The sequence below is a fragment of the Amycolatopsis circi genome (genome assembly GCF_003385235.1).
GTDB classification, from domain to species: Bacteria; Actinomycetota; Actinomycetes; order Mycobacteriales; family Pseudonocardiaceae; genus Amycolatopsis; species Amycolatopsis circi.
Genome location: NZ_PQIA01000018.1, coordinates 43,259 through 67,582 on the forward strand (window position 1 = coordinate 43,259; position 24,324 = coordinate 67,582).

Here is a 24,324-nt window from a genome sequence, read left to right on the forward strand (position 1 = left end):
TATCTCGGGTCACCGGGAACGACGACCCGTGAGATTGGGTCCGGTACGAGGGGAATCAGATGCACAAGGGTTTTGTCATGTCCATCGGCCGTTCGGCCATGGCGGTCGGCGTGGTCGGCGCGCTGGCGGCGTGTTCGTCGGGAGCCGCCTCGGCCCCGGCGGAAACCGCGCCCGCCCGCGCCGAGGTTTTCGGCGTGGCCGGTTACCGCGGCATCGCGCCGGGGATGGCCAAGGAAGCGGCGCTCGCCACCGGGAAGCTCGCCAACGCCCCGGTGTCCGTGCTGGACGGCTGCACGGACCTGAGTTGGCAGGGCGGTCCCGCGCCGGACCAGGCCCGGCTGGCCGCCGAGGCCGAGGCGCAGCGGAAGGCCGACGACCTCAACGCCAAGGCGGACGAGGCGGACCGGACCGCGAAACAGCCCGCGGGCAAGTCCGCCGCGGATTCGGCCAAAGCCGCAGCCAAGGACGCGGAGGCGGCTCAGCTGGCGGCGGACGCCGCGATGGCGAGTGCCGACCTGGCGGGCAAGCGGGAAGAGCGCGACAAGGCGTTCGCCGCGGCTGGCGGCGCCTCGTTCGGCAAGAACGGCTTGCACGAGCTGGGCGCGCCGGCCGGGGCCAAGACCGCGGAGGGCATCGGCGCCGGATCCTCGGTGGCCGACCTGCACAAGGCGTACGACGCGCGCGGCCTGAAGCTCGGCCCGGCCGGGCGGTTCGAGCTGCCCGTCGCGGAAAAGCCGGGCTGGCGCTTCGAGTTCACCGCCGCCGCCGACGGCACTGTCGGCGGAGTGTCGATCGTCGACGGCGCCACGAAGTGCCGTTGACACAAAGCCACGCTCGCTGCTGAGTCCACTGTGGACGTATGAGGCCTCCTTGCCGTCGGGGACAAGGAGGCCTTCGCTTTTCTCCGGGACGACCGATCAGCGGATCCAGGCGCCTCAACGAACTCTGCTTTAGCGGAACCAGGTTATCCGCGCGTCGACTGCTGCCTGCGTTTCACCAGCCGAGTGAACCGCTTCCGCGCGGGCGCGAGTTCCTCGATCCTCAGCGCCGCGAGCACGCCGAACGACACGCCGAGCCCGACGAGGCCCTGCAGGATCAGCTTGACCCACGCGGTCGCCCGGACCCCGACGTCCGGCACGATCCAGCCGACGACGACAGCCGCGGCGACGCCGAGTCCGCTCGCTACGACCGTGAACAGGATGACCCCGAGCGCCCGCTTGCTGCGCAGGTGGCCGAGGCTTGCCCACAACCAGACTTGGCCCAGGATCGCGCCGACCACGAACGTCAGGGAGTTCACCAGCATCGTGCCCAGCACGATGCTGCGCGCGTCCAGCAACACCGGGCAGAGATACAGCAGCGGAACCTTCACCGCGGTCATCACGACCATGATCAGCGTCGGGGTGCGCGCGTCCTTCATCGCGTAGAACACCCGCAGCTGCAGCATGACCAGCGCATACGGCAGCAGCCCGAACGACGAGATCGCCAGCGCCTGACCGAGCCGGCCCGCGTCGGCCACGGAGTTCACGCCGCCGCTGAACAGGGCCACACCGATCGGCGAGCCCACCACTGTCAGCACGGCAGCGATCGGCACCAGCATCACGATGGAGATGCGCGACGCGTAGGAAAGATCGGCCACGACCTTGCGCACGTCGCCGTCCGCGGCGTTGCGGGACAGCCGCGGCATGATCGCGGTCAGCAGGGACACCCCGATCACGCCGTAGGGCAGCTGGAACAGCAGCCAGGCGTTGGCGTAGATGGTCACCCCGCCCGGGTCGCCGCTGGTCAGCACCCGGGTGTTGACCGTCAGGCCGATCAGGCTGATGCCGACGTAGCCGAGGATCCACAGAGCGAGGCCGCCGAACTCCTTCATCCGCTTGTCGATGCCCCAGCGCCATTTGAAGCGGAACCCCGTCCGCAGCAGCGGCGGAAACAGCAGCGCCGCCTGCACGACGATGCCCGTCGTGACGCCGATGCCGAGCACGAGCACCTTCGGGTCGCTCAGGTGCACCGGATCGGTCGAGATCTTGCCCGGCATGAGCATGAACAACGCCAGGGTCGCGATGACGACGACGTTGTTCATCACCGGCGCCCATGCGGTCGGGCCGAAGATGTGCTTGGCGTTGAGGATCGCCGACAGCAGCGCGAACACGCCGTAGAAGAAGATCTCGGGCAGCAGCAGCCGGGCGAACGCGTTGGTCAGTGCGGAGTTGGCTTGTCCGCCCTTCTCCAGATACAGCGAGGTCAGCGCCGGTGCCGCGGTCACGGCGAGGACGGTGCCCACGGCCAGGACCGTCAGGCCCAGCGTGAGCAATCGCTGGGTGTACGCCGCGCCGCCGTCGGGGTCGTCCTGCGACCGCACGATCAACGGCACCACGACACTGCTGAGCACGCCGCCGAGCAGCAGCTCGAAGACGCTGTTCGGCAGCGTGTTGGCGATGGTGAACGAGTCGTTCTCGACGCCGGTGCCGACCGCCCACACGAGCATGATCTTCCACAGGAAGCCGGTGATCCGGCTGACCAGCGAGGCGATGGCCATCTGCCCGCTGGACTTCGCGATCGACGGCGCCGCCGCCTTCGGCTGGACGCGCGGTAAGTAGTCGGTGGCCTCGCGCCCCGGCCCCTCGCCGAGCGGGCCGGCCGGCGCGCCGCTGAGCGGCCGCGGCAGCATCCGGGTGGCGAGCGAGTCGTACGGACGCAACGCATCCGGGTCGGCGACCGGCCACTTCGGACTCGCCGGCACCCCGCCGACGCGCGGGATGAACACCGTCGCGTCGGGATCGTCCGGCGCCAGCGGCGGCGCGCCGAACGGCATGCTGTTCTGCCCGCTCCCCTGCCCCCACGGCCGGACCGGCGACCGCCGCTGCGCGGGCGGCGGGGGCTGGCGCGTCTCCGGGAGCTGCTGGCCGCGGGGTGGCATCTGCCTGCGATGATCGTCTGCCGCCGGCGGGATACGGCTGGTCTGCTGCTCCGGCGGAGGACGCCGCGTGACACGTTCGGCGGGACGCTCGGGTGGCCACCCTGGGTCGCTGTCCAACGTGTGCCCCATCGTCAACGGTCGATTCGAACCCCAAGGGTAGTCACTACGCGCGGCCAGGCGCCCGCTCCGGCCACTGAACTAACGGCACTTGCTGACGGTCTCTTCGTCGATCCGTTGGGTGGTCGCGTCGGCGGCCGGCTGGGTTCGGGGTCCGGGCTACCAGATCCACATCCGTCGCGGGTCGGTCTGACCGTTTTCATCGACTCCGATGAGATGGGCGGCTTCGGGGCCGGTGCGCGACTCGTCGTCGAGCGGGACGGCGAAGCGGTGCTCGCCGGAGTCCACGGCGAGGTAGTGATGGGGGATCACTTCGCAGTGTTCGATCACTGTGCCGATGTAGGAACGCATGACAACCGGTGACTGTCCTTCCGGGAAGCGCCATCCGCGGCAACCGTACAGCCCGAACGGGTTCGCGAGGGCCCGCAGGATGGGTCCGTCGAAGTGCAGTTCGACGTAGTCGCGCACAAAGCAGACCGCACTGACCTCTCGGCCGACGAGGAGCTGCAACGGGGCGAAGGGGTCGTCAGCGATGGCCACGCGACCATGCTGTCAGAAGCACGGGCGGCGGGGTGTCGATCCTGCGGCTAGTCACGTCGCCGGGGACGCTGGTGTCGTCCTCCTGACGCAGGTCTGGGTGATCTTGCCCTTCACCTCGGCCAGGCTGAGCTGCGGCTCTTTGATTTCCCCGGGTCATCTGTCGCGTTTGGTTCATCCCGCTGTTCGCGTCGGGTCACGGTCCCAGCCACAGCAGCCGTTCCAGCTCCGCCACACCGGCCACCAGCGAAGCACCTTCGCAACGGAATCGATAGCGATTCCTCGGAAATCGGCCGCGCCCACGACCCGAACTACCTAAATCAACAACGGAAACCGATATAGCCTCCCTGCTGCAGGCCGAGAAACCTGCCCACGCCCGCAAGCGCAGCGACAGAACCGAGCAGCGGAGATTCGGGCGCGGTCATCGCGAAAACGCAGACTCCGCGACGACCGGCCACGGAGCGGCGAGCATCTGCCCTGACGGTTACGCCTGCATTTGGAAGAAGGCCAGCCTCCAAGGCCAAGTCTACGTATTCACCCCGACGAGCAGCTGTTACTGGCGTGGCTGGGGAAGGTCGGCATCCAACCAATCAGGCCACGCGGTCGCCTTCTGCAAGAACCACAACTGCACGGGGCCGGTCTTCGTGCTCCTCAGCGGCTACTACGCCCATAGCGTCGGATGGAATATCGCGAGCAGCCGGATCGGCTGAGCACGTCAGAACTGGGGAAGATCTTTAGTGCGTGTCGTTGTTCTTCGTCACAGCAGTGTTTTCGCGACGCCCAGCGGGTTCAGACGAAGCCTCTGGCCACCGCGGTCACGACCCCGGAACCCAGCACTCCCCCGCCTTAATCAGTGGCGGCACGGTCCCGCGACCGCATAAGCTTTCCGGCGCGGGGAGCGGCATGGAGTAGATCAGCGGCAGATCGCCCGGCTCTTAACCGGGAGGGCGCGGGTTCGAGTCCTGCCTCCATGTCCACCCCTCCGCTTCTTGGAGTAGTTCAGCAGGCAGAACGCCCGGCTCAGGCCCGGGAGGGCGCAGGTTCGAATCCTGCCTCCAAGTCTTCGAGAGCAGGGGGAATCCACATGGGACACACCGCGTCGCCGGGGTACGCCTACGGGCAGTTGCAGCGGGCTGTGCGCACCGCTATGTCCGCGAAGGACAGTGCGACGCGCCAGCGTGCACGGGCGAAGGCAAGCCGGTGGCAGGACGTCCTGACGGGCATGGCCGCCGGTTCCCTGCGGATCGGCTCGCGGGTTCCGGTCGCGGGCACTCCGGCGTGGGTGACCCTCGAAGTCGCGCACGGCGGGTTCGCCACCGGACGCTTCCTCGCCGAAGTCCCGCTCTCCCCCGCCGAGGCCGCGCTGTGTGCCGACGGGCCGGGCACGACCGATCGCGAACGGCTCAACCTCTGGTACCTCACCGACGCCGGGCTCGCCACGCTGCGCGCCATGCTGGCCACCGAGTCCTACCGGATCGAGGTTCCGGAGGACGCCGCGCTGCTGGTCGTCGCGTGGCTGCTCGATCACGGGCACGCCGAAGCCGCACTCGACCTCGTCGCCGAGCTTCGTCCACTGCTGCATCGCTTGCGCCTGGCCCCATTGCCCGGCGCGGCGCCGCGACCGGCGGGCGCCTTGGTGCGGCTGAGCACGGTCGGCGAGGTCCGCGATTCGCTGCGGTCGGCGAGCATCCGGCCCGCGATCGCGGCGATGCTGGAAACGTTGAAGGTGTGGCACCCGCTGTTCGACCGGCTGGTCGCGCTGTGGTGCGACACCGTGGAGGGCGAGCTGCCGCGGCTGGCCGAAACCGGCGTCACCGGCGGCTGGCCTTGCCGTGCCTGGCCGCAGGACTGGGAGGAGCGCCGCGCCCACTGGCTCGCCGACTACGCGAGCGCGAGCGTCCGGCACACCGCGTCGAAAGCCCACCTCGACCCGAAGAGCAACTTCGCTCGGCTGCATCGCGCGTTGCTGGCGTGCGAGCACGACAGCGCGGAACTGACCGGCCGGGACGTGGGCTGGATCCGCCGTGCCCTGGCGAACACGATCACCAAGCACGGCGAACCGGGATCGGAACCGCGGGCGGCGTTGCGGGCGCTGCAGTCCGCGGTCGCCGCGCGGCCCACCCACGCAGAACTCGCGGCCGCACTGGTCGATCGGCTGGACCGCTTCCCGGCTGACGGCGGGCTGCCGTCGATCGAACCGGTCGCCGAGGACGCGCCAGCACATTTGGTCGCCAAGGTCGCCCGCGCGCTGGAGGCGCCGATCGAGGAACTGGTCGCGCGGAACGTGATCACCTCGGCCGACGTCCTCGCGACGGTCCTCCCGCAGATCACCGCGCAACTGCTGGCGGCGAACTTCGAAGACGAGCGGCTCTCGACGCTGTACGCGCAGACCTACGCGGCCTTCCACCGCCGGCGAAGCTTGCTGCTGCTCGACTTGGAACAGCAGGTCCGGCTTGAGGAACTGCCCTGGGTCCACGCGATCGATCCGGTGCGGGCGCGCCGTCCGGACGCTGCCCGGGCGGCGCGCCAGACGCTGGCCCAGACGGTGCTGCTGGCGCTCGGCGCGTTCCCGCATGCGATCCTGCCGAACACGCTGGTGCGCGAACTCGGCGCGCTCGCCAAGCAGGCCGGGCAGCCGATGCCGCTGGTGGAGGAGGTCGCCGCCGACATCTTCATGGGAACGTTCACCGCGAAATGGCGGACGGCGGCGGAAATCGCGAGCCGCACGATGGCGGGCACGCTCTACGCCCGCTACTACGACCTGCCGCAGTCCTGGCCGTCGACACCGCGCCCGCGCCCGTTCCGCATGCGCGCCAAGCGCACCGCCGACGACTTCGCCGACGTGTGCGCGGCCCGCGCCGCCGAAGCCCAGCCGACGCGGCGGCCCCGTTCAGTAGCCGCGAACGGCACGGTGCTGGAGCAGAGCCAGATCCTCACGACGCAGAACCTGGCAGTTCTGGTGGACACGCTGGATCTGCGGAAGCGGGTCCAGGCATCGGCGCCCGAACTGGCCGCCGAGACGTTGACGTGGATCGTGCGTCGGCTGTCGACCCGCACCGACGATCACCACGCGGCCCTGCAGGCGATCAAGAACGCGGCCTACGCTTGGCGGCAGGCGCTGTTCTTCCTGAGCCTCTGCGACGTCGACGTTCAGCGGGCGACCGTGCGTCAGCTCGCCGAGCAGGTGACCCGTGCGGGCCTGGCCGAGCGGTTCGCCCCGGCGGTGGCAGGCTTGGCGCACGTGGTGGAAGGCGGCCGGTTCACCCCGGAGGGCCGGGCGGACGACGGCACAGGACGGCGGTTCCTTGGCTGGACCACTGGCAAGCACTGGTGTCTGCCGGAACCCGCGCGCCAAGTGTCTCGCGGGGCATGACCGCGGTGTTCCTGCGGGACTTTTGCTGCACCATCGTCGGCCACACACCTTCCGGCCATGGTGCAGCAAGCCCGGGGGTTTCAGCTCGACCTCCGACGGGTTAACGCGCCTTCCTTCCCGTGCGCTCATCCGGCAAAAATCCCGCGTCGCGTGTGCGATTCCGCCTAGGCTGTCCGCATGCGACGCTTCGACGACGAGGACCTCACCGGCGCGGAGTTCCGCGAGTGCGACCTCAGCAGGGCCCGGCTGGTCGGCGTGGTCATGCAGGACGCCGAGATCGACGGGCTGGTCACCAATCTCGTCGTCAACGGGGTCGAGGTCATGCCGTACGTCGAGGCGGAACTCGACCGCCGCCACCCGGTGCGGTTGCTGATTCGCTCCGACGAACCGACTGACCTACGAGAGGCGTGGCGGCAACTGCGGGACGGCTGGGCGGCGACGGCCGAGCGCGTCCGGTCCATGCCTACAAACAGCGAGCATCAGGGCGTCGACGGCGAGTGGTCGATGGTCGAAACCTTGCGTCATCTGGTTTTCGTGCACGACTCCTGGTTCCGGCGCTGCGTGCTCGGGCGCACCGAGCCGTTCACCGCCTTCGGGTTAGGTCCCCAGTTCGTCATGGACCAGGAGAAGGGGCTCGATCCGTCCGCCCGGCCGAGCCTCGACGAGGTGCTCGCCGTGCGCGACCGGCAGGCTTCGGGGATCGAGGCGTGGTTGGCCGAGGTCACGCTTGATCAGCTCGCGCAGACCGCGCCGGTCCCCGACGACGGCAGGTGGCCGCCATACGCCAAGGGGCGGACGGTTCGGCAATGTCTCGGCACCGTCCTCAACGAGGAATGGGCGCACCACCGGTTCTGCACACGCGACCTGGACAAACTGTCGCCCCGCCTCTGACCGCCCTATCAGCGACGACAACAGCACGTCGGTCAATTCAGCCGACTAGCTCCTCGAATCGCTGCACCACCTCAGAAGGCGCGGGCATCCCGGACAGTTCTGCGCTGACCTCCTGCGCGGCGGTGCGCAGATTTCGGTCCGCGACGATCCGCTGCAGCAAAGAAGCGTCCAGCACGTCGGGCGCGCACGCGAGACCGGCACCGCGCGCCGCGATGGCGTCGGCGTTGACCTGCCGGTCACTCGTTCCGCCGGGCACTATCAATTGCGGCACGCCGGCATCCAGCGCCGCGAACATCGTTCCCGAGCCTCCGTGATGCACCACAGCGGTGCAGGCAGCGAGCAACGGTCCCATCGGCAACCATCCACCGTCGCGCACGTTCTCTGGTAGTGCTCCGAGTTTCTGCCGGTCACGCGGTTCCAGCGTGAGAACGAAGTCCGCGTCCACTTCCGGTGCGAGTGCCAAGATCTGTTGCGCCACACCAATACCCTGCATCCGCGGCACGATGGTGCCCAGGGTCACCGCGATGAGCGCCCGCCGTGACTCCAGGCGCAGCCAGCTCGGGAGTTTTCCGCTCCCCGCAGGAAACACCGGACGCATCAGCCAGCCGCCGCGCCGCCCGCCAGTCATGCTCGGCGGGGCGATGTCGAGCCACGGACCGTCGTCGATCAGCTCCTGCACCCCGTGGCGTTGCAATGCCGCGGCCAGGTGTCGCAGCTGCCCCGCTCGTTCCCCTGGCGAGATCCCGAGGTCGTGCCGAACTGCCGGTACGCCCAGCACCTTCGCGGCCAGCAATCCGAACGGTGCCATCCGCTCGTAGACCACCAGATCAGGCCGCCACTTCTCGGCGACGGAGATCGCTCCGTCGGCCAGCCAATCGGAGAAAGTTCCAAAATGGACACCCTCCAGATCCTCGGACCTGGCACCAGCGATGATGCGTTCGTTGACTTCCCGGTAGCGACGGTGAAAGTCGGTGAAGAGGCTTTTCAACGTGACCCCGGGCGCGACGTCGGCCATCGGCAGCGCCGCCGCTTCGGCCAGCGCAGCCGCTTCCCCGCACGACCCCATCAGCACCTCGTGCCCGGTGGCCCGCGCTGCTTGAGCCAGCGGCACCAGCGGGAAGAAGTGCCCGACCGCGGGCATCGAGAAAAACAGGATCCTCACGCCGGACTCCGATACCAGCGGCGATGGACGACCGGCTCGACGGCCAGCACGCTGACCGCGGCGGCGAGCGCGGCCGCCCAGACCAGCCAGTCGCTCGACGCCGCGACCGACCACCCGACGGCGGCGATCACGACCACCGGCCGGGCCAGCGTGAACGGTCCGAGACCGATCAGGATCACGAACGTGCTCCCCCGCATCGGCAGCAACCAGTACGCCAGCAGCGACACCACCACGACCGCGGCGAACGGTGCCAGTACCTGCAGCATTCGCGTGCCCGCACCGACCAGTCCGGCGTAGCGAGCGCCGGGATCCGCCGAGCCCGCGAAAGCCGTCACGATCAGCAATGCGACCAAGCCGAGGCCTGCGGCACCGCTGGCCAAACCTCGGCGGGAGGCCGCCAGATAGTAGGAACGCTTGCGGATCCGGGCATTGCGGCCGGTCGCGGCGCGGAAACCCGCGAGGGCGGCGTCGACGAGCGCGAGCGTGCCCAGCACGAGCGGAACCAGCACGGTCATCTCGCTGGCACCCGCGCGACCAGTCCGCGGGCCCGGCGTCCCAGTGCACGGAGAACATCGCCAGTCAATTCCGGACGCAGACCGACGACCGGCCGCATCGCCGCACACAGCGGATTGGTGTATCTCGTCGCCTCGAAGAGAAACGTCTCCATCCCCGGGGCCTGCGCGGCGGCCGACAGCAGCGCGGTGTCGCTATGGGCGCGCCGCGCGGACGCGACGCCGTCGTGCCGGCCCAGCGGCTCCCGCATCCGTGCCCGGTGAAACAGCCACGCACCGAACGGCGCCAGCCGGGTCGCGGCGAGGTCGTAGTGGATGAACGCTTGCGTGCCGGGGCGGTCCTGGGCGCGAAAGAACTCCGGCAGGGCGTCGGCCGGAAAGTGGTGCAGTACCCCGTTGGACAGGTAGACGGTGGCGTCCTCCGTCAGCGCGAAGGCGTCCCCGCACCCAAACGTGCACGAGAGCCGTTCATCCTCGGCCAGCCTGCTCGCTTCCGCCACCAGAGCGCGATTGAAATCCACGCCCACCAATTCGACATCGGGGCCGAGCACGCCGGAACTGGCCAGGCTGCGCACCATGAATCCCAATCCGCAGCCGATGTCCACCACCCGCGGGCGGATCCCCTTCGCCCGGACCGCGGCCAGGATCGGCGCCAGCAGCTCGGCGAAGCGCTGCGCCATGCGCACTTCCTCGTTGAGCCGTTGCAATTCGGTGTGGACCCGGATCAGAAGCCGGTCCACCGCGAGCGGATCCAATGCCTCGCCGAGAACCGGAATCCGCTGCACGATTCTCGCCGCCCGTTCGTTCCCGGCCGCGCGCAGCGTGGCGACGACCTCGGTCCGGAGAACCGGAAGGCGCTCGCCGGTCGCCGGATCCCACGCCGCCACCAGATCGGAGATCTCCAGCACCGCCATGCGCGAACCTTAGCGAGCGTCGCGTGCTCGAGCCGTCGGTTCGGCAGAAACGCTTCCCGGACAGACCAACTGCCGAAGGTATCGAACTTCCGGTGCCGCTGGCTCCGCTACCGGATCGAGCGCGTGACCAGTTCGTCGAACTCGCGGTCGGACAAGGTCCGGTTGAGCTTCAACAGTTCCTCGGCGTGCAGACCGACGGCGTAGCGGGTCTCCGGCGGGTCAGCTTCCACCGCCCGCCGGATGGTCTCGGCGACGACGGCGGGATCGGCGCCGTCCGCGAGGCCGGTTTCGGATTGGCTCGCCATCGCCTCGGCCATTCGCCCGTACGGGCCGTTTCCGGAGTATTCCCGCAGTTGCGAGGCGGTCTGGTCCTCGAATTCGGTCTTGATGATGCCCGGCTGAACGACCACGACCACGACCACGACCTCGATGCCGAAGGGCCGGACCTCCATGCGCAGCGTGTCGGAGTACGCCTCAAGCGCATGTTTGGAGGCGTAATACCAGGCACCGAGCGGAAGGCTGATTTCACCGCCGATCGAGGAGACGTTGACGATGCGGCCCGATCCTTGCGCGCGCATGGCGGGCAGGACTAGCTGAACGAGCCGGGCCGGTGCGAACACGTTGACCTGGAACTGGTCGCGGGCGGCGTCCAGCGGGACGTCCTCGGCGGCTCCGTGCAGCACCGTCCCGGCGTTGTTGATCAGGACGTCGATCCGTCCCTGTTCGTCCAGGACAGTGCGGACGGCGCGGTCGAGGTCGGCCTCGCTGCGGGCGTCCATGGCGAGCGGGTGCCCGCCGGCGTCGCGAAGTTCCTCCATTTTGGACACTCGCCGCGCCGCTCCGTACACGACGTGGCCTGCCTTCAGCAGTTCCAGCGCGGTGGCGCGGCCGATTCCCGCGGACGCTCCGGTGATCAAGCAAACGTTCGGCACGGTTCAGGCCTCCCAGGCGACAGGCAGGTGGTGGACGCCGTAGATGAGCATGTCGCTGCGCAGGTCGATGTCCTCCGCGGGAGCGGCAAGGCGCAGCGACGGGAACCGGGTCAGCAAAGCAGGCAGGGCGACCTGCATTTGGACGCGGGCCAGTTGCTGGCCGAGGCATTGGTGGATGCCGTGGCCGAAGGCGACGTGTCCGCTTGCTTTGCGGCGCAGGTCGAGTTTCTCCGGCTCGGGAAAGTGCGCGGGGTCGTGGTTGGCCGCGGGCACCGAGATGGTGACCGACTCTCCCGCGGTCACCTGTTCGCCGCCCAGTTCGAGGTCTTCCAAGGCGGTGCGCACGGTGAACGGGATGATGCTCAGGTAGCGCAGCAGTTCTTCGACCGCGGTCCCGGCCAGCTGCGGTTCGGTGCGCAGCAGGGCGAGCTGGTCGGGGTGTTCGAGCAGCGCGAAGAGGCCCAGCGCGAGCATGTTCGTGGTGGTGTCCAGGCCCGCGCCCAGCAAGGTGAAGCCGATGTTGACCAGCTCGGTGTCGGTGAGATCGGTGCCGGCCAGGTCGCTGAGCAGGTCGTCGGACGGGGCTTTTCGCTTGGCCGCCACCAATTCGCCGATGACGCCGTGGACCGCGGCGTAGGCTTCGCCCGTTTCTTCGGGGGTGTTGTCCAGCCGGAACAGGGTGAGCGCGTGCTGCTGGAACCGGTCCCGCTCGGCGTAGGGGACTCCGAGCAGTTCGCAGATCGTCTGCGCGGGCAGCGGTCGCGCCAGGGCCGGGACCACGTCGGCCGGGCTGCCGCGCTCGGCCATGGCGTTCAGGCACTCGTCCGCGACGGCCTGGATCCGCTCGGTCAGCCGGCGCATCCGGCGGACGGTGAACTGGCCGGCGAGCAGCCGCCGGTAGCGGGTGTGCTCGGGGGCGTCCATGCTGCCGAACATTCCCGGCGGCGCCGGCTGATCGCCGGCGGGAGCGCCCGGAACCGGCAGGTGCCGCAGCTCGGCTCGCGCGCTGAACCGGCGGTCGGCCAGCACTTCGCGGGCCAGGGCGTGTCCGGTCACCAGCCAGCCGGCGTGCCCGTCCGGGTAGTCCAGCCGGCTCAGCGGACTCTTCTCGCGCAGTTCGGCCAGCCCCCGCGGCGGGTCGAACGGCCGCTCGGTCGGCAGTGTCCTGGTCATCGCCAGCTCCCTTCCGGTGAACCTCTTGCGGGAAACGGTAGAGCGATGTTTTATTGACTCGCAAACGAACCTTATGCATATCAGCAGGCTGAGGGCATTATTTCGATGCACTGGCCTGCAGCTGAATGCATCGGCAGCGGACTGGGACGAATCCGAAGGCGGAGACGAGCAGATGCCATCCGGCAGGTTGAGCTACCCGGAACGACAGCGCGTCGCGACCGGATTGGCGGACGGACTGAGCTACGCCGAGATCGGCCGGCGCCTCGGCAGGCCGAAGTCGACGGTGATCCGCGAAGTCGCCCGCAACGGCGGGGCGCACGACTACCGGGCCGACCGCGCCGAGCAGGCCGCGCGGCGACGGGCCCGCCGCCGCGCCCCCGCTTCGCCGCCGGCCGCCCTGCCGCGCCGGGCAGCGGCCGATCCGCGGACCCAGAGCGACTTCGAGACGCGGTTCGCGCGGATGGCCGCCCAGACCGGAATGCCGTCGATGATGGCGCGGGTCCTGATCTGCCTGTTCACCGCCGAATCGGGCAGCCGCACCGCGACCGAGCTTGCCGCCCGGCTGCGCGTCAGCCCGGCATCGATCTCGAAGGCGGTGGCCTGGCTGGAAGAACGCGGGATGCTGCGGCGCGAACGCGACGGCCGACGCGAGCGCTATCTGATCGACGATGACGTGTGGCAACGGGCCTGGCTGGCCAGCATGGACGGCATGGCGCAGTGGGCCGACTTCACCCGCCAGGGCGCCGAACTGTTCGGCGGAGACACGCTGGTCGGAACCAGGCTGCTCGAGACCAGCCAATGGCTTCAGCACATCCGGCAGGACATGATCGACGCCGCCGAGCACTGGCGGCGAACCCGCCCGCCGCGTTGTGACGACGCCCCCAGCTGGTTGTCCATTGTGGACCTCGATCCGCGGCTGAACCTCGCGCGGCCTTGACCTCGAGGAAAGTCGGTGGCCGCATGACCATCTGGATTTGCGGCACGTGCGGAGTCGAGCGAGCCCGAGCCGGGAATCCACCGCCTGCATCGCGAGCCGGAGTTCGGCATCGGCCAGAGGACCTGCCTGGTGCGGACCGACGCGGGCAACCTGCTGTGGGATCCGCCGAACGCTCTAGACCGGCCTCTGCTCGACAAGATCGCCGAACTCGGCGGAGCCGCGGCGATCGTGGCCAGTCATCGGCACATGGACGGCTCGCAGATGAGCCTGAGCCACCGTCTCGGGAACGTCCCGGTGCTGGTGCATTCCGCGGACCGGCATGGGTTCAGCGGGAAGACCCGGTGATCCGCGAATGGCACGGCGTCGAACGGATTTTGCCCGGGATCACCCGGATCGAAGCGGGCGGACACTTCCCGGGCGCCGCGGTCGCGCACCTCGCGACGGAGACGGGCGCGCTGCTGGTCGGCGACACCATCGTGCCGGTCGCCGCGCGGGGCTGGGTGACGTTCATGCGCAGCTGCCCCAACCAGATCCCGCTCTCCGCCGGACTCGTCCAGCAGCTCGTGGACCGGCTCGAGCCTTACGCCTTCGACCGGCTCTACGCCTTGACCGGGGCTACTTTGCAGGCTGACGCGAAGGCTGCGGTTCGTCGTTCCGCGCAGCGCTACATCGCGTGGGTCGACGGCACGAACGACCATCTCGGGTGACTCGCGGATACGGCGGCGTTCCTTCCGCGGGGATCTCTTGTATCAGGGGACGGTAGGCCGGGTTCGCAAACACTCGGCAAACGTTGCGCCGCAGCGGATCATCACCGGCGGCGCCCCTCCGGCGAACCACGTACCGTGAAGGCCGCGCTGAGGCCCTTGGTCAGATGGAGTGACGCCCCGCGGGAATCGACTGAGGTCTCTTGCGTAGGCGGCCCGGACCGGCGTTAAGCTCATTGGAGGGAACCAGCGAACTGGTCCCGACACGGGAGAGCCGCAGGCTCCGGCAAGCCTTACGACTCCCCCGCATCCCTCAGGCTCCGCGCAGGACGAGGTACAGCACCGCTGCACCTAGCACGAGAGCCAGGATGGCGGCCCCGGTCACCTGGATGGTGACCGGGCCGGCCACCTTCACGGTGAAGTGAAAGCGCCTAGCCACCAGGGATCACCTCCCTCCTGTGGCGGACTCGGACTGCTGCTCCCCGAGCCCGCCATCGGCGAAGGTGCTGAGCAGCACTCTAGCCAGGTGCACCGCAAAACAGGAGCGGTCCGAGCGCTCAAGATCACCGGAGCGGACCCGCCGAGACCCGGTATGGCGACGCCGCGCCGGGTTCGCGGACCGGCCGGTTCCTGTCGGTTATCCCCTGGGCATTCTGGATCGGCCAGACGGAGCAATTCCGATCGACCGTCTGCTCGCCCGAGGGCTTGTCCGCGCCGCACTGGCTCGCCAACCGAGTGAACTTGCATAACTTTGCGTAGCAAGGATTCCTCGGTCGCCTTCAGCTCGCCCGAAGCCGCCCGCGGCGAGCGGCTGGAGCGAGTGTCCACTGTGGACCTGATGTCTCGGCAGGGCACCTGGTTCACGATCCGCGGCGTCCGGATACATGCAGTGGACGTCCGACCCCGGTCGAAAACCGTCACCGCTCGATCGGGCCGACGCTCAGCGTCATCGTCCCCCGCTGGCTAGCGGACTCAACGTCCTGAAAGCGTTCGTCAGCCGCCGCACCCATCTGTCGAACATCGTCGCGTTCTGCCGGAAGCACCGTCGAGTCGTTCCCACTGCGGTGGTCAAACTCCGATCGCGCTGGGCTCAGCCTTCAGTCGAATGCGGTTGGGACAGGCCGTCGATGACGGTCTTCGCACTGGCTTTCGGATACGCCGTCGGACCGTTGTGGCCGCCGGGCCAGAGCGTCAAGGGCAGGTCCAGTTCTTGTGCCAGGGCTTGCGCGCAGCGGTGGGTCCACAGCGTCCGGGATTTCTCGCCCGCGCCCACGATCACCCGGTCTCGATGCGCGCGAAGGGCCTCGGTATCGAGGCGGTAGGCACGCCCGGCGCCGAGATCGTGTTCGAAGTAGAACGACAGGTCCTGAATGAATTGCGGCGTCACTTCGAGTTCTGGGGCGTCGGTCTCGCGCTCGGCTGGATTCAGACCGAGCAGGGCGGCGAGTTGCCGGAGCGCCGCTCCTACGCCTTCAGTCTGGAAAGTCTGTGCCAGGCGAACGAGCCCGGCGTCGGCTTCTTCTCGCGCTGCTCCGCTGAGCAGGTGGGTGTCCGGCGGCTCGTGAACGATCAGTTTCGCGACGTCCTGCGGGTATCTGGTCAAGAGGTCCAATGCGATCAGGCAACCGATGCTCGTCGCGAACAGGCACACACCGTCTCCGCCGAGCGTCTTGATCACGCTGTGCAGGTCGTCGGCATGCGTCTGGATTGTCGGAGACGGCGCGCCCGGGGCGAGGGGGCTGCGCGAGATGCCGCGGCGATCGTAGGAGACGACGGTGAACCGCGGTTCGAGTATCTCCCGCATCGGGTCGGCTTGGCTGGCCTGGCCCGCTCCGCCGGGCACCATCACCAGCACGGGGCCTTCTCCGGCTGTCTGGCCACGAAGGGTGCAGCCATCAAGCGACACTTGCACCACGAACACTCTCCTTGGGCTCAGCAGGATTCCCGGCCTGACGGAAGACGATAGCGGTGCCGAGCGCGGTGCTGGCCGAAACGAAGAAATCTCCCGGCGATGCCTGCCGCAGCGGGATTTTCTTGCTGTGCAACAGGTCCCGCGTAACGGCCACGTCACGGACGGCGACCGTGAACGCGACGAGAGCGGGCAGCGCAGGGGCTCGCTCGCCGGGCAACAGCGCGTCGAGACCGGAGGCGGGGACCAGGGTCAGCGTTGCGCCGTCGAGGTCGAAGATCCGAGCGGGGCCTTCTGTTCGCGGTGTCCGGCCGAGATAGCGCACGTACCGTGCCTGGACCGCGTCCAACTCGGCGTCCGCGGCGCAGAGCGTGGCGTCGACGAGGCCAGTGGCGCCATTGGGATGGTTGCCGACCCGGGCGGCCTGAATCCGCGGGTCCAGGTCCGCGACGACGCCGATCCGGCCCTCCGCCTCCACTCCCGGCCGCGCTCCGCCGATCTCCAGGTAGCGGACGGTTTCGACCTCGTCGCCTGCCGGGCGTCGCACCGTGTTCACCCCGTCGTGCCGCACGCCCGCGCCGGTCAGGCGGGCCGCGGTGGCGTCGATGTCGGACGAGGAGAACATCAGGATGTGCAGGCCTTCGAAGCGTTCCAGGCACTCCGTCAGGTTCGCGCTGGTGGTGTTGATCCGCTCCACCAGCGTCGGCAGCACGTCGGGCGGAGCTTGCAGCGGGACGAGCCGCGCGTCGGCCGGGACACGGCCGCCCGAGGGGACGACGGTGGCCAGTTCGAGGAAATCGTGCGGGAAGTCCGCGTGGGTGTTGGCCGCGCCGAACGGCTCCGGGGCACCCCCTTCGCGCGCCATCGCGGGGTAACTGGGCGTCGGCGTGAAGAAACCCAGCCGTCGGTAGAGATCGAGGGCGGCAGGCAGATCGCGGACGACGTGACCGACGTGGTGCAAGCGGGTGAGGTCCGGAGCCATGGCGGCCACCTTAAAAGTAGATCGACCAAGTGGTCAATCTATCTCGTCGAGGCGTACCGTCCCGCGAATGAGCGCGGAGCACAGCGCGGATCGCGTCGACGGCAGGCGTGTCCGCTACCAGAACCGGCGGCCGGAACTGCTCGACGCCGTGGCCGGTTACGTCCTCGCGCACGGGCTGGCCGGACTCGCCATGCGACCGCTCGCCGAGGCGGTGGGAGTCAGCCACGGGACGCTGCTGCACCACTTCGGTTCAAAAGAGAACCTGGTCACCGAGGTGATCGGCCTGCTGCGTCACCAGCTTGCGGACGCGGCAGGCCTGGCCGGAGCGCCTGCCCGATTGGCCGATCTTGCCGCGTGGTGGCGATCGACGACGACCGCCGAACGGCTGCCGGTCTACCGGTTGCTGTTCGAGGTCTTCGCGCAGGCCACGCGGGAACCGAAGAGTTACGGGCGTTTCCTCCAGCAGGTCGTGCACGACTCGCTGACGCTGATGAAGCAACTGGTCATCGCGGACGGGTGTCCCCGCGAGAACGCGCCTGCGATCGCGACGATGATCGTGGCGCAGGCACGAGGACTGCAACTCGCCCTGCTGGCCACCGATGACCGGGACCGCATCGACCGTGCCTTCGTCGTGTTCATCGGCCTGCTCGACCATCTCAGGCAAAGCTGGCACACGACTCCCGACCACGTCGCGTTCCCTTCCCCCTGACCGCCCGGCTGCACCGATCAGAAATCCCCCGCCCCGTCGTCAATTCTGACAACCCCTCGAACCGGTGGAAGGATTGACGACCATGACCGACGCTAGACCGCTGGGCACCGACGAAGCCGCGTTCGTCGCGGCGTCCCGCTCAGGCGACGCGGCGCGGTTCGCGCTCCTCACCGAGCGGCACCGGCGTGAGCTGCAGGTGCACTGCTATCGGATGCTCGCGAACTACGAGGACGCCCAGGACCTGACGCAGGAGACGTTCCTGCGCGCATGGAACAAGCGGGAGTCGTTCAAGGGCAACGCCGCGCTGCGGACTTGGCTGTACCGGATCGCGACCAACGCCTGCCTCGACTTCCTGGACAAGCGCAAGGACCGCACACCGGTGCCGTTCGAACTGCCGGACCCCGGCTCCGAACTGCCGTACCTGCAGCCGTACCCGGACCGGATGCTCCCCGCGGATCCGCAGGAATCGGTGGTGGCGCGGGAGACAATCGAGCTGGCGTTCATCGTCGCCGTCCAGCACCTTCCGCCGCGACAACGGGCGGTGTTCGTCCTGCGCGACGTCCTCGGCTGGCCCGCCTCGAAGGCCGCTGACGTCCTCGAGCTGACCGTCGCGTCGGTGACCAGCGCACTGCAGCGGGCGCGAGTGACGATGCGCGAGCAACTGCCCGACCGCCGTCTCGACTGGCGCAGCCCAGAGCTGTCGGATGACGAGCGCAGCGTGGTGAAGTCGTACATCGACGCCCACGAGCGCAACGACCTCGACGGGCTGATGTCCCTTCTCCGCGACGACCTCCGCTTCGCGATGCTGCCCGATCCAGGCACCTTGATCCGGACGGCGAAGGACGCAGTGGACGGCTGGGTTACCGGCGGGCTTTTCCAGCGTGGCCACGACGATTGGCGCTGTATCGCCACGACAGTCAACCTCATGCCTGCCGCCGTGCTGTATCTCCGCACCCCTGGCGATCCGGAGTACCGGCTGTTGAACCTCGCGGTCCTGCGCATCGTGGACGGGAAGATCGCTGATCTCACCGGGTTCGACGTCACCGACAAACCATGGCTGGACCTGCCCTCGACACTGTGATCGCCCGACGCGATGTTGATCCCGTGCGCCGAGCGCTCATCGCCTTGTCTGGTATCGGGTCAGGACCGCACCGCCGGAAAACGTCCGCGTCTCCACGAGATTCAGGTTCACCCAGCCGTCCAACGCGGTGAAGAAGGGCGTGCCGCCGCCCACCAGGACCGGGTGGGTGACCAGCGTGTACTCGTCGATCAGCCCGGCCCGCATGGCCGCCGCGGCGAGCGTTGCGCCGCCGATGCTCATCGGACCGCCGTCCTCGGTCTTGAGGCGGGTGATCTCGGCGACCGCGTCCTCGGCGACCAAGCGGGTGCTCCAGTCGACCTTCTCGATCGTCGAGGAGAACACCACTTTCGGCGTGTCCCGCCAGTTCCGCGCGAACTCGATCTGCGCCGGGGTGGCGCCCGGCTGCTGGTCGCCGGTCGGCCAGTAGGAACTCATCGCCTCCCACAGCTTGCGCCCGTACAGCGACAAGCTGTTCGCCAGCTCCTGGTCGAGCCACCACTGGAACAACTCGTCGCTCGGCTCGCTCCAGCCGATGTCGTCGCCGGGTGCGGCGATGTAGCCGTCCAGGGTCAGGTTCATGCTGTAGCTCAGTTTCCGCGTCATGCCAGCCTCCAATGCGTCGGTCTCATCCATACAGACGGGCGCGGCGAGAAAACCTCATCGGTGCGCGGTCCCGCGCAAGGTCCTCGACCGGGTCACGGAAACCGCTCTGGTCGGTCTCGGCATCACGTTGGTCGCCACCGGGTGACTTCGCTCGGCTCGGGCCGGGTCAGGATTTCGGAGGTTCGGCGGGGCCGTGATGGCGTCCGTAGGTGTCGGCGTCGCGATCGTGGCGATTCGCGAACATCCATCGGCGGGAACGTCCGGCCAGCCCCGCCCGCAGGAGAAACACCACTGCGGTTCCCCACAGCGCGCCAGTCGGGTATGCCGCGCCCTGATCCAGCCAGGCGATCCCCTGTTCTTGCCCAGCCGCGCCGAGAACGGCGAATACGCAGCCCCCGACGAAGCAGGTTATGGCAACGAAAAGCTGCCGTTTGCGTGACACCTGATCAAGTGTCCCACACTCGCGATCGAGCACCACGCCGTGAACAGAATCTTCATCCCACGCTCCCCGCCATTCTCCGATGCCCGGACCGGGCGCGACGACCGCGCTGACTGTGTCGTCCGAAACCCAGAGAAACATACCGAACAGTACGGTATGAACTCCAGCCCCTAGCGGCGGCGTCTCCTGGCAATCCCTGCAGCTGTCCACTTAGGACTACACTGCAGGCGCGCTCCTCACCGCAGACGGCTGGCGAAGAACGACACGATCTCCCGGACGGCGTCGCCGCGCTGCCGCTCCGGTGTCAGCTTGCCGGCGCAGCCCGCGGGCGCGTCGTCCTCGCCGCCGATCTTTCCGGGCGACCATTCGGTGTTGAAGAAGTTGTGGTTGGCCCCGGTGAGCGTCACCGAGCTGGCGTCGGCGTTCTTTCCCACGGCGTCCTTCACGTACTGCAGGCCCACCGTGCCGACAGCGCCGTCGCAGGTGCCGACGACCACCTTGAACGGCACCCGGGTGACCAGCACGTCGCTGTTGTCGTCCTCGGTGGAGTTGAAGTAGACCGGCGCGAGCGGGACGACCGCGCGGATCCGGACGCCTGCGGGCCATTCGGGCGCGTGCTTGTCGGAGGCCTGCCACATCACGCCCTTGCCGCCGCGGGAATGTCCCATCGTTCCGACGCGGGAGAGATCGACGTGCCCGCGGAACCTCCCGAGCGCCCCCGCCAGCGGACCCTCTCCGCGCGCCAGATCGCGCCACAGCTCCAGGTGCTTGTTGACCAGATGGGCGCGAGCGTAGTAGCCCTCGTCGCCGAGAAGGTGCGCGTTGATGGCGTTGGCGCTGATCGAAACCACGATGAAACCCCGCTCGGCCAGCGTCTCGCCGAGGTAGTCGTAGCCGCGGAAACTCGGCAGCGGCCGCTGCCCCGGCAGGCAGGGCCAGTCGCCCTGCGGAGTCTTCGCGACCAGGTCCACGCAACTCCACCAGCTGCCGTGCTCCTGCACGATCAGCGGATGCGGACGGCCGCCGAGATCGCGCGGATAGTGCACGACGGCGGCCAGCTCCATCGGGACGGAGACGGTGGGATCGCGGAAGGCCTGATCGCCGAGGTTGTACTCGACGACGCCGACGCCCTGGTTGGCTGCCGCGTGCGGAGCCACGATGGTTACGAAGGCCAGTGCCAATACGGCGACGGCCATGCGAAGGAAAGTCATGCCGGACAGGGTGTCGAGGAAGTGTCAGGGATTCGTCAGCGTCGCCGATTCGCTTGACATGTTCCCGGGCGCCGACGTACCGACTCGTCAGCCCGCCCACTCGACCGACGGAAATCGTCGACGACAGAGATATTTCTTCACTAATTATTGTTTCTGCGCAGTAAGTGCTACGCAAATCGTGCCTGAGGTGACTCCGCCGCAACCCGTCTCGCTCTCGACTCGCCGCACTGCCGAACCCGCAGGCATTCTTCCGCACAGGGGGCAGCATTTTCTCTCTCGGCAACCACAGGTAACGTCCTCGGCGCGTCTTTGGCCGACAAGTGACTCGCGCTTCAACGGCACTGACCGGCAATGGGCGCACTGCGGAACAACCGCTTTGCGGAGAGGGACCATAGGGGGAACCGTGATCGATCCACGCAGCGAAGCGGTCCTGATCCGCGATCGCCAGACCGGCGTCTTCAAAGACGAAACCCGCAGCGTGGCGCGATACGAGTTTCAGCCGGCGAGTCGACGAATTCAAGTTACCTTCAACGGCAAGGGCAAGACCTTTCCGTACGGGCTGGATCGGGTCGAGATTCTTCGCAGCACCGTACAGCGCGTCGTCAAAGACGAAGACCGGGTCGAAGTCGACGGAAGCCTGTGGGAGAGCGCGACCGAAATCGTCACCTTTTCCGGGGCGCACGGCGCATGGTGCCGGGTCTTCTATCGGACCCGTGCAGGAGAGACGTACCGAACCTATCCTGCAGACCAGGTCCGCGTCGTCACGTCGCAGACTGCCGTGCCCCGCGTCAACGACGTGTTGTGCTACTGGCGCACGATCGTGTCCCGACTCGACTCCGACGATCCGCTGCGAGCCGCTTACGACCGGTTTTCCTTTGTCCACCCGGAGAGCGTGCTCGGTTCGTACCTGGCGGGAACGCCAATAGCGTCTCGGCCGCTGGACGCCGTGACGATTTTCCCGTTCCGCTGCAATCTCAGCCAGCGCAAGGCCGTCGAAAACGCCTTGAGCCGGTCGATCTCGGTCATCGAGGGACCGCCGGGGACCGGGAAGACCGAGACGATCCTCAACCTCATCGCCAACATCACCGCCGTGCGGCACGAGACCGTCGGCATCGTCTCGTTCGGCAACGCGGCCGTCGACAACGTTCGCGACAAACTCGACGAGCTCGGGTTCGGGCACATCCTCGGCAACCTCGGCCGCAAAGAAAAGCGAGAGGAATTCTTCGCGCAGCAGGCGGCTCGCAACGCGGCGGTCGCGCAGTTCGTGTCCGGCGCCCCTCGACCCCCTGACCCGAAACAGCTGGCGGATCTGGACCGGCGCCTGCGCGAGCTGCAGGAGCATGAGCGCGTCCGCGCGGGCCGTCGTCAGGCGCTCGACGCCCACCGTCTCGAACTACGGCACTTCGAACGTCATCTCGAGCAGGCGCAGCTTCCCGATCTGGCGAAACTCCCCCTGCTGAAGAAGTCGGCCGACCGGGTCGTCGACTACCTGGCCGAGAGCCAGCTTGAACTGGCGGGCTCACGCCCGCGCCTCCTGCGGCGGATCGGCAACTACTTCAAGTACGGGTCGCTGCGCATGCTCGACCCGGCTGACACCGACGTCGTGCTCCGTCTGCAACTGGCGTACTACACCAAACGCATCGCCGAACTGGAGCAGGAGGTCGAGCTCGTCGACAGCCGGCTGCGCAGAGCCGAATTCGAGCAGCTCGCCCAGGAGCACCAGAAGCTGTCAGTTCAGCTCCTCCACGCCGAACTCGCCGACCGATACCGAAGGCTGGCCGGCACCGCCTACGACGCGGACTCGTATCGAAACGGACGCACATTCGCGACTTTCCTGCAAGACTACCCGGCGTTGCTCAGCACGTGCCATTCGCTGCGGTCCAGCATCTCCGACGGATACCTGCTCGACTACCTCATCGTGGACGAGGCCTCCCAGGTCAACCTGCTGCTGGCCGGCCTGGCGATGTCGTGCGCCCGCAACATCATCGTGGTCGGCGATCGAAAGCAACTTCCGCCCATCCCGGTCGAGGCCGCAGCAGATCTCACGCCGCCGATGCCGGCCTTCGACTGCCGGCGGCACAGTCTCCTGTCCTCGTTGTCGGAGCAGTACAGCACCGAACTGCCGAGCGCACTGCTGCGAGAGCACTACCGGTGCGACCCCGCCATCATCGGATTCTGCAACAAGAAGTTCTACGAGGGAGAACTGATCCCGTACACCGTCGGCGGCGCGGAACAGCCCATGATCGTGGTGCGCACTGTCGAAGGCAATCACATGCGCCGCCACCACACCGGAGGTCGCTCGAACCAGCGCGAGGTGGACGTCATCAGCCAAGAGGTGATCAGGGACCACTGCCAGGGCTTCGCTGACACCGACATCGGGATCACGACCCCTTACCGGCTGCAGGCCGACAAGACCCGCGACGTACTCGATCGCATCCAGGCCGACACGGTTCACCGGTTTCAGGGCCGGCAAAAACAGGTGGTCATCCTGACGACCGTCCTGGACGAGACCTGGCGCGGCCGCACGGGACTGCCGTTCGTCGACGATCCGCAGATGATCAACGTGGCGGTGTCGCGCGCGGTCCGGCGGTTCATCCTCGTGACCAACCACGACCTGATGCCCGCCAGCCGGCATATCCAGGACCTGGTCGGCTACATCCGCTATCACAACCCCGGCGACGAGGTCGTCGAGAGCACGGTGGTCTCCGTGTTCGACCTCCTCTACGCGGCCTACTCGCAACGGCTGCGGCCGCTGGCCGCACGGCGCAAGAACGAACTCAAGTACGCGTCGGAGGACATCGTCTGGACCGTGCTGCACGACATCTTCGCAGAGCAGCGTTACGCGCACCTGACAGCTGTCCCCCAGGTGCTTCTGAAGAATCTTTTGCCCAATTTCAACCGGCTCACGCCGGCACAAGCCGCGTATGCGCAGAGGCGGGCGTCTCTGGACTTCGTGGTGTACAACCGAGTGACCAACCAGCCGCTTCTGGCTATCGAGGTCGACGGTTTCGCCTTCCACGAGAACAAGCCGGTCCAACTGGCGCGCGATGCGCTGAAGAACGAGATTCTGCATGCGCACGACATGCCGCTGTTGCGGCTTCCCACCACCGGCAGCGGCGAGCAGCAACGAATTCTCGACGCTCTGGCCAGCGCCGAAGACCACTGGGCTCGTCGTTCGCCACGATGACGCGGCAGCCGCTGTGCGGCGCGTCCGACCGATC

Annotated in this window: 23 protein-coding genes and 2 tRNA genes; 12 read left to right on the forward strand and 13 right to left on the reverse strand. The window is 68.0% G+C overall.

The genetic code is table 11. From position 1 onward, the window contains the following. The first annotated feature begins 77 nt into the window (after nucleotides 1-77). Nucleotides 78-821, forward strand: a complete 744-nt coding sequence (locus D0D37_RS09780; protein WP_244223456.1) for a hypothetical protein — start codon at nucleotides 78-80, stop codon at nucleotides 819-821. A 143-nt stretch (nucleotides 822-964) separates the two neighbouring features. On the opposite strand, the gene murJ is transcribed toward D0D37_RS09780, so the two are convergent. Further along, nucleotides 965-2,917, reverse strand: a complete 1,953-nt coding sequence (gene murJ / locus D0D37_RS09785; protein ID WP_116200182.1) for a murein biosynthesis integral membrane protein MurJ — start codon at nucleotides 2,915-2,917, stop codon at nucleotides 965-967. A 276-nt stretch (nucleotides 2,918-3,193) separates the two neighbouring features. Next, the gene (locus tag D0D37_RS09790; RefSeq protein WP_116200183.1) at nucleotides 3,194-3,574 is read right to left on the reverse strand and encodes a hypothetical protein; all 381 of its coding nucleotides are present in this window, start codon (nucleotides 3,572-3,574) and stop codon (nucleotides 3,194-3,196) included. 467 nt (nucleotides 3,575-4,041) lie between these two features. Between D0D37_RS09790 and D0D37_RS48750 the strand changes: the two genes are divergently transcribed. The 5 genes from D0D37_RS48750 (at nucleotide 4,042) to D0D37_RS09815 (ending at nucleotide 7,835) form a co-directional block, all read left to right on the forward strand. Further along, nucleotides 4,042-4,281, forward strand: a complete 240-nt coding sequence (locus D0D37_RS48750) for a peptidase inhibitor family I36 protein (RefSeq protein ID WP_425266916.1) — start codon at nucleotides 4,042-4,044, stop codon at nucleotides 4,279-4,281. 192 nt (nucleotides 4,282-4,473) lie between these two features. After that, nucleotides 4,474-4,548: transfer RNA gene (locus tag D0D37_RS09800), tRNA-Lys, on the forward strand. Between the two features lie 11 nt (nucleotides 4,549-4,559). Next, nucleotides 4,560-4,632: transfer RNA gene (locus D0D37_RS09805), tRNA-Leu, on the forward strand. Between the two features lie 23 nt (nucleotides 4,633-4,655). Then, a complete protein-coding gene (locus D0D37_RS09810; protein WP_116200184.1) occupies nucleotides 4,656-6,944 on the forward strand; it encodes a hypothetical protein in 2,289 nt (762 codons plus the stop codon). Nucleotides 6,945-7,121: 177 nt separating this feature from the next. Then, on the forward strand, nucleotides 7,122-7,835 hold the full coding sequence (locus D0D37_RS09815; RefSeq protein WP_116200185.1) for a DinB family protein: 714 nt from the start codon (nucleotides 7,122-7,124) through the stop codon (nucleotides 7,833-7,835). A gap of 37 nt (nucleotides 7,836-7,872) precedes the next feature. On the opposite strand, the gene D0D37_RS09820 is transcribed toward D0D37_RS09815, so the two are convergent. From D0D37_RS09820 to D0D37_RS09840, 5 genes are all read right to left on the reverse strand, one after another. Next, on the reverse strand, nucleotides 7,873-8,997 hold the full coding sequence (locus D0D37_RS09820; RefSeq protein ID WP_116200186.1) for a glycosyltransferase: 1,125 nt from the start codon (nucleotides 8,995-8,997) through the stop codon (nucleotides 7,873-7,875). Next, nucleotides 8,994-9,512 carry an oxidoreductase gene (locus D0D37_RS09825; protein WP_116200187.1) on the reverse strand — a complete coding sequence of 173 codons (519 nt, stop codon included), beginning with the start codon at nucleotides 9,510-9,512 and terminating at the stop codon, nucleotides 8,994-8,996. The genes D0D37_RS09820 and D0D37_RS09825 overlap by 4 nt, the downstream gene beginning before the upstream one ends. After that, nucleotides 9,509-10,423, reverse strand: a complete 915-nt coding sequence (locus D0D37_RS09830; protein ID WP_116200188.1) for a class I SAM-dependent methyltransferase — start codon at nucleotides 10,421-10,423, stop codon at nucleotides 9,509-9,511. Before D0D37_RS09830 ends, D0D37_RS09825 begins: the two co-directional genes overlap by 4 nt. 107 nt (nucleotides 10,424-10,530) lie before the next feature. Continuing rightward, nucleotides 10,531-11,355 carry an oxidoreductase gene (locus D0D37_RS09835; protein ID WP_116200189.1) on the reverse strand — a complete coding sequence of 275 codons (825 nt, stop codon included), beginning with the start codon at nucleotides 11,353-11,355 and terminating at the stop codon, nucleotides 10,531-10,533. 3 nt (nucleotides 11,356-11,358) lie between these two features. Then, nucleotides 11,359-12,528, reverse strand: coding sequence for a cytochrome P450 (locus D0D37_RS09840; protein WP_116200190.1), 1,170 nt, complete (start codon nucleotides 12,526-12,528; stop codon nucleotides 11,359-11,361). 172 nt (nucleotides 12,529-12,700) lie between these two features. On the opposite strand from D0D37_RS09840, the gene D0D37_RS09845 reads away from it, so the two are divergent. The 3 genes from D0D37_RS09845 (at nucleotide 12,701) to D0D37_RS47845 (ending at nucleotide 14,172) form a co-directional block, all read left to right on the forward strand. Beyond that, nucleotides 12,701-13,465: a helix-turn-helix domain-containing protein gene (locus D0D37_RS09845; protein ID WP_244223457.1), complete on the forward strand. Its 765-nt coding sequence runs from the start codon at nucleotides 12,701-12,703 to the stop codon at nucleotides 13,463-13,465. 129 nt (nucleotides 13,466-13,594) lie between these two features. After that, nucleotides 13,595-13,810: an MBL fold metallo-hydrolase gene (locus tag D0D37_RS47840; RefSeq protein WP_244223458.1), complete on the forward strand. Its 216-nt coding sequence runs from the start codon at nucleotides 13,595-13,597 to the stop codon at nucleotides 13,808-13,810. Beyond that, nucleotides 13,807-14,172: an MBL fold metallo-hydrolase gene (locus D0D37_RS47845; protein ID WP_244223459.1), complete on the forward strand. Its 366-nt coding sequence runs from the start codon at nucleotides 13,807-13,809 to the stop codon at nucleotides 14,170-14,172. Before D0D37_RS47840 ends, D0D37_RS47845 begins: the two co-directional genes overlap by 4 nt. A gap of 310 nt (nucleotides 14,173-14,482) precedes the next feature. Here the strand turns inward: D0D37_RS47845 and D0D37_RS48445 are convergent, their stop codons facing one another. From D0D37_RS48445 to D0D37_RS09860, 3 genes are all read right to left on the reverse strand, one after another. Further along, the gene (locus D0D37_RS48445; RefSeq protein WP_279630274.1) at nucleotides 14,483-14,608 is read right to left on the reverse strand and encodes a hypothetical protein; all 126 of its coding nucleotides are present in this window, start codon (nucleotides 14,606-14,608) and stop codon (nucleotides 14,483-14,485) included. A 651-nt stretch (nucleotides 14,609-15,259) separates the two neighbouring features. Then, on the reverse strand, nucleotides 15,260-16,084 hold the full coding sequence (locus D0D37_RS09855) for an alpha/beta fold hydrolase (protein WP_162834139.1): 825 nt from the start codon (nucleotides 16,082-16,084) through the stop codon (nucleotides 15,260-15,262). Then, the gene (locus D0D37_RS09860) at nucleotides 16,065-17,060 is read right to left on the reverse strand and encodes a VOC family protein (protein ID WP_116200229.1); all 996 of its coding nucleotides are present in this window, start codon (nucleotides 17,058-17,060) and stop codon (nucleotides 16,065-16,067) included. Before D0D37_RS09860 ends, D0D37_RS09855 begins: the two co-directional genes overlap by 20 nt. A gap of 67 nt (nucleotides 17,061-17,127) precedes the next feature. On the opposite strand from D0D37_RS09860, the gene D0D37_RS09865 reads away from it, so the two are divergent. Then, nucleotides 17,128-17,769 carry a TetR/AcrR family transcriptional regulator gene (locus tag D0D37_RS09865; protein WP_162834140.1) on the forward strand — a complete coding sequence of 214 codons (642 nt, stop codon included), beginning with the start codon at nucleotides 17,128-17,130 and terminating at the stop codon, nucleotides 17,767-17,769. A gap of 82 nt (nucleotides 17,770-17,851) precedes the next feature. Beyond that, complete coding sequence (locus tag D0D37_RS09870) at nucleotides 17,852-18,850, forward strand: RNA polymerase subunit sigma-70 (RefSeq protein ID WP_116200193.1); 999 nt, start codon at nucleotides 17,852-17,854, stop codon at nucleotides 18,848-18,850. A 36-nt stretch (nucleotides 18,851-18,886) separates the two neighbouring features. Here D0D37_RS09870 and D0D37_RS09875 read toward each other — a convergent pair whose 3' ends face one another. From D0D37_RS09875 to D0D37_RS09885, 3 genes are all read right to left on the reverse strand, one after another. Then, the gene (locus tag D0D37_RS09875; protein ID WP_116200194.1) at nucleotides 18,887-19,453 is read right to left on the reverse strand and encodes a dihydrofolate reductase family protein; all 567 of its coding nucleotides are present in this window, start codon (nucleotides 19,451-19,453) and stop codon (nucleotides 18,887-18,889) included. 166 nt (nucleotides 19,454-19,619) lie between these two features. Further along, nucleotides 19,620-20,033: a hypothetical protein gene (locus tag D0D37_RS09880; protein WP_116200195.1), complete on the reverse strand. Its 414-nt coding sequence runs from the start codon at nucleotides 20,031-20,033 to the stop codon at nucleotides 19,620-19,622. Between the two features lie 95 nt (nucleotides 20,034-20,128). Beyond that, nucleotides 20,129-21,103: an alpha/beta hydrolase family protein gene (locus tag D0D37_RS09885; RefSeq protein WP_116200196.1), complete on the reverse strand. Its 975-nt coding sequence runs from the start codon at nucleotides 21,101-21,103 to the stop codon at nucleotides 20,129-20,131. Between the two features lie 187 nt (nucleotides 21,104-21,290). Between D0D37_RS09885 and D0D37_RS09890 the strand changes: the two genes are divergently transcribed. Continuing rightward, entirely contained in the window at nucleotides 21,291-24,290 is a 3,000-nt protein-coding gene (locus D0D37_RS09890) for an AAA domain-containing protein (RefSeq protein WP_208719880.1), read from the forward strand. The last annotated feature ends 34 nt before the right edge of the window (nucleotides 24,291-24,324 follow it).

Bases quoted from the DNA above. Each gene is read 5' to 3' on its own strand.
- D0D37_RS09780 (WP_244223456.1), top strand. From the start codon at position 78: ATGTCCATCGGCCGTTCGGCCATGGCGGTCGGCGTGGTCGGCGCGCTG.
- murJ (WP_116200182.1), bottom strand. From the start codon at position 2,917: ATGCCACCCCGCGGCCAGCAGCTCCCGGAGACGCGCCAGCCCCCGCCG.
- D0D37_RS09810 (WP_116200184.1), top strand. From the start codon at position 4,656: ATGGGACACACCGCGTCGCCGGGGTACGCCTACGGGCAGTTGCAGCGG.
- D0D37_RS09815 (WP_116200185.1), top strand. From the start codon at position 7,122: ATGCGACGCTTCGACGACGAGGACCTCACCGGCGCGGAGTTCCGCGAG.
- D0D37_RS09825 (WP_116200187.1), bottom strand. From the start codon at position 9,512: ATGACCGTGCTGGTTCCGCTCGTGCTGGGCACGCTCGCGCTCGTCGAC.
- D0D37_RS09830 (WP_116200188.1), bottom strand. From the start codon at position 10,423: ATGGCGGTGCTGGAGATCTCCGATCTGGTGGCGGCGTGGGATCCGGCG.
- D0D37_RS09840 (WP_116200190.1), bottom strand. From the start codon at position 12,528: ATGACCAGGACACTGCCGACCGAGCGGCCGTTCGACCCGCCGCGGGGG.
- D0D37_RS09845 (WP_244223457.1), top strand. From the start codon at position 12,701: ATGCCATCCGGCAGGTTGAGCTACCCGGAACGACAGCGCGTCGCGACC.
- D0D37_RS09860 (WP_116200229.1), bottom strand. From the start codon at position 17,060: ATGGCTCCGGACCTCACCCGCTTGCACCACGTCGGTCACGTCGTCCGC.
- D0D37_RS09865 (WP_162834140.1), top strand. From the start codon at position 17,128: ATGAGCGCGGAGCACAGCGCGGATCGCGTCGACGGCAGGCGTGTCCGC.
- D0D37_RS09870 (WP_116200193.1), top strand. From the start codon at position 17,852: ATGACCGACGCTAGACCGCTGGGCACCGACGAAGCCGCGTTCGTCGCG.
- D0D37_RS09875 (WP_116200194.1), bottom strand. From the start codon at position 19,453: ATGACGCGGAAACTGAGCTACAGCATGAACCTGACCCTGGACGGCTAC.
- D0D37_RS09880 (WP_116200195.1), bottom strand. From the start codon at position 20,033: ATGTTTCTCTGGGTTTCGGACGACACAGTCAGCGCGGTCGTCGCGCCC.
- D0D37_RS09885 (WP_116200196.1), bottom strand. From the start codon at position 21,103: ATGACTTTCCTTCGCATGGCCGTCGCCGTATTGGCACTGGCCTTCGTA.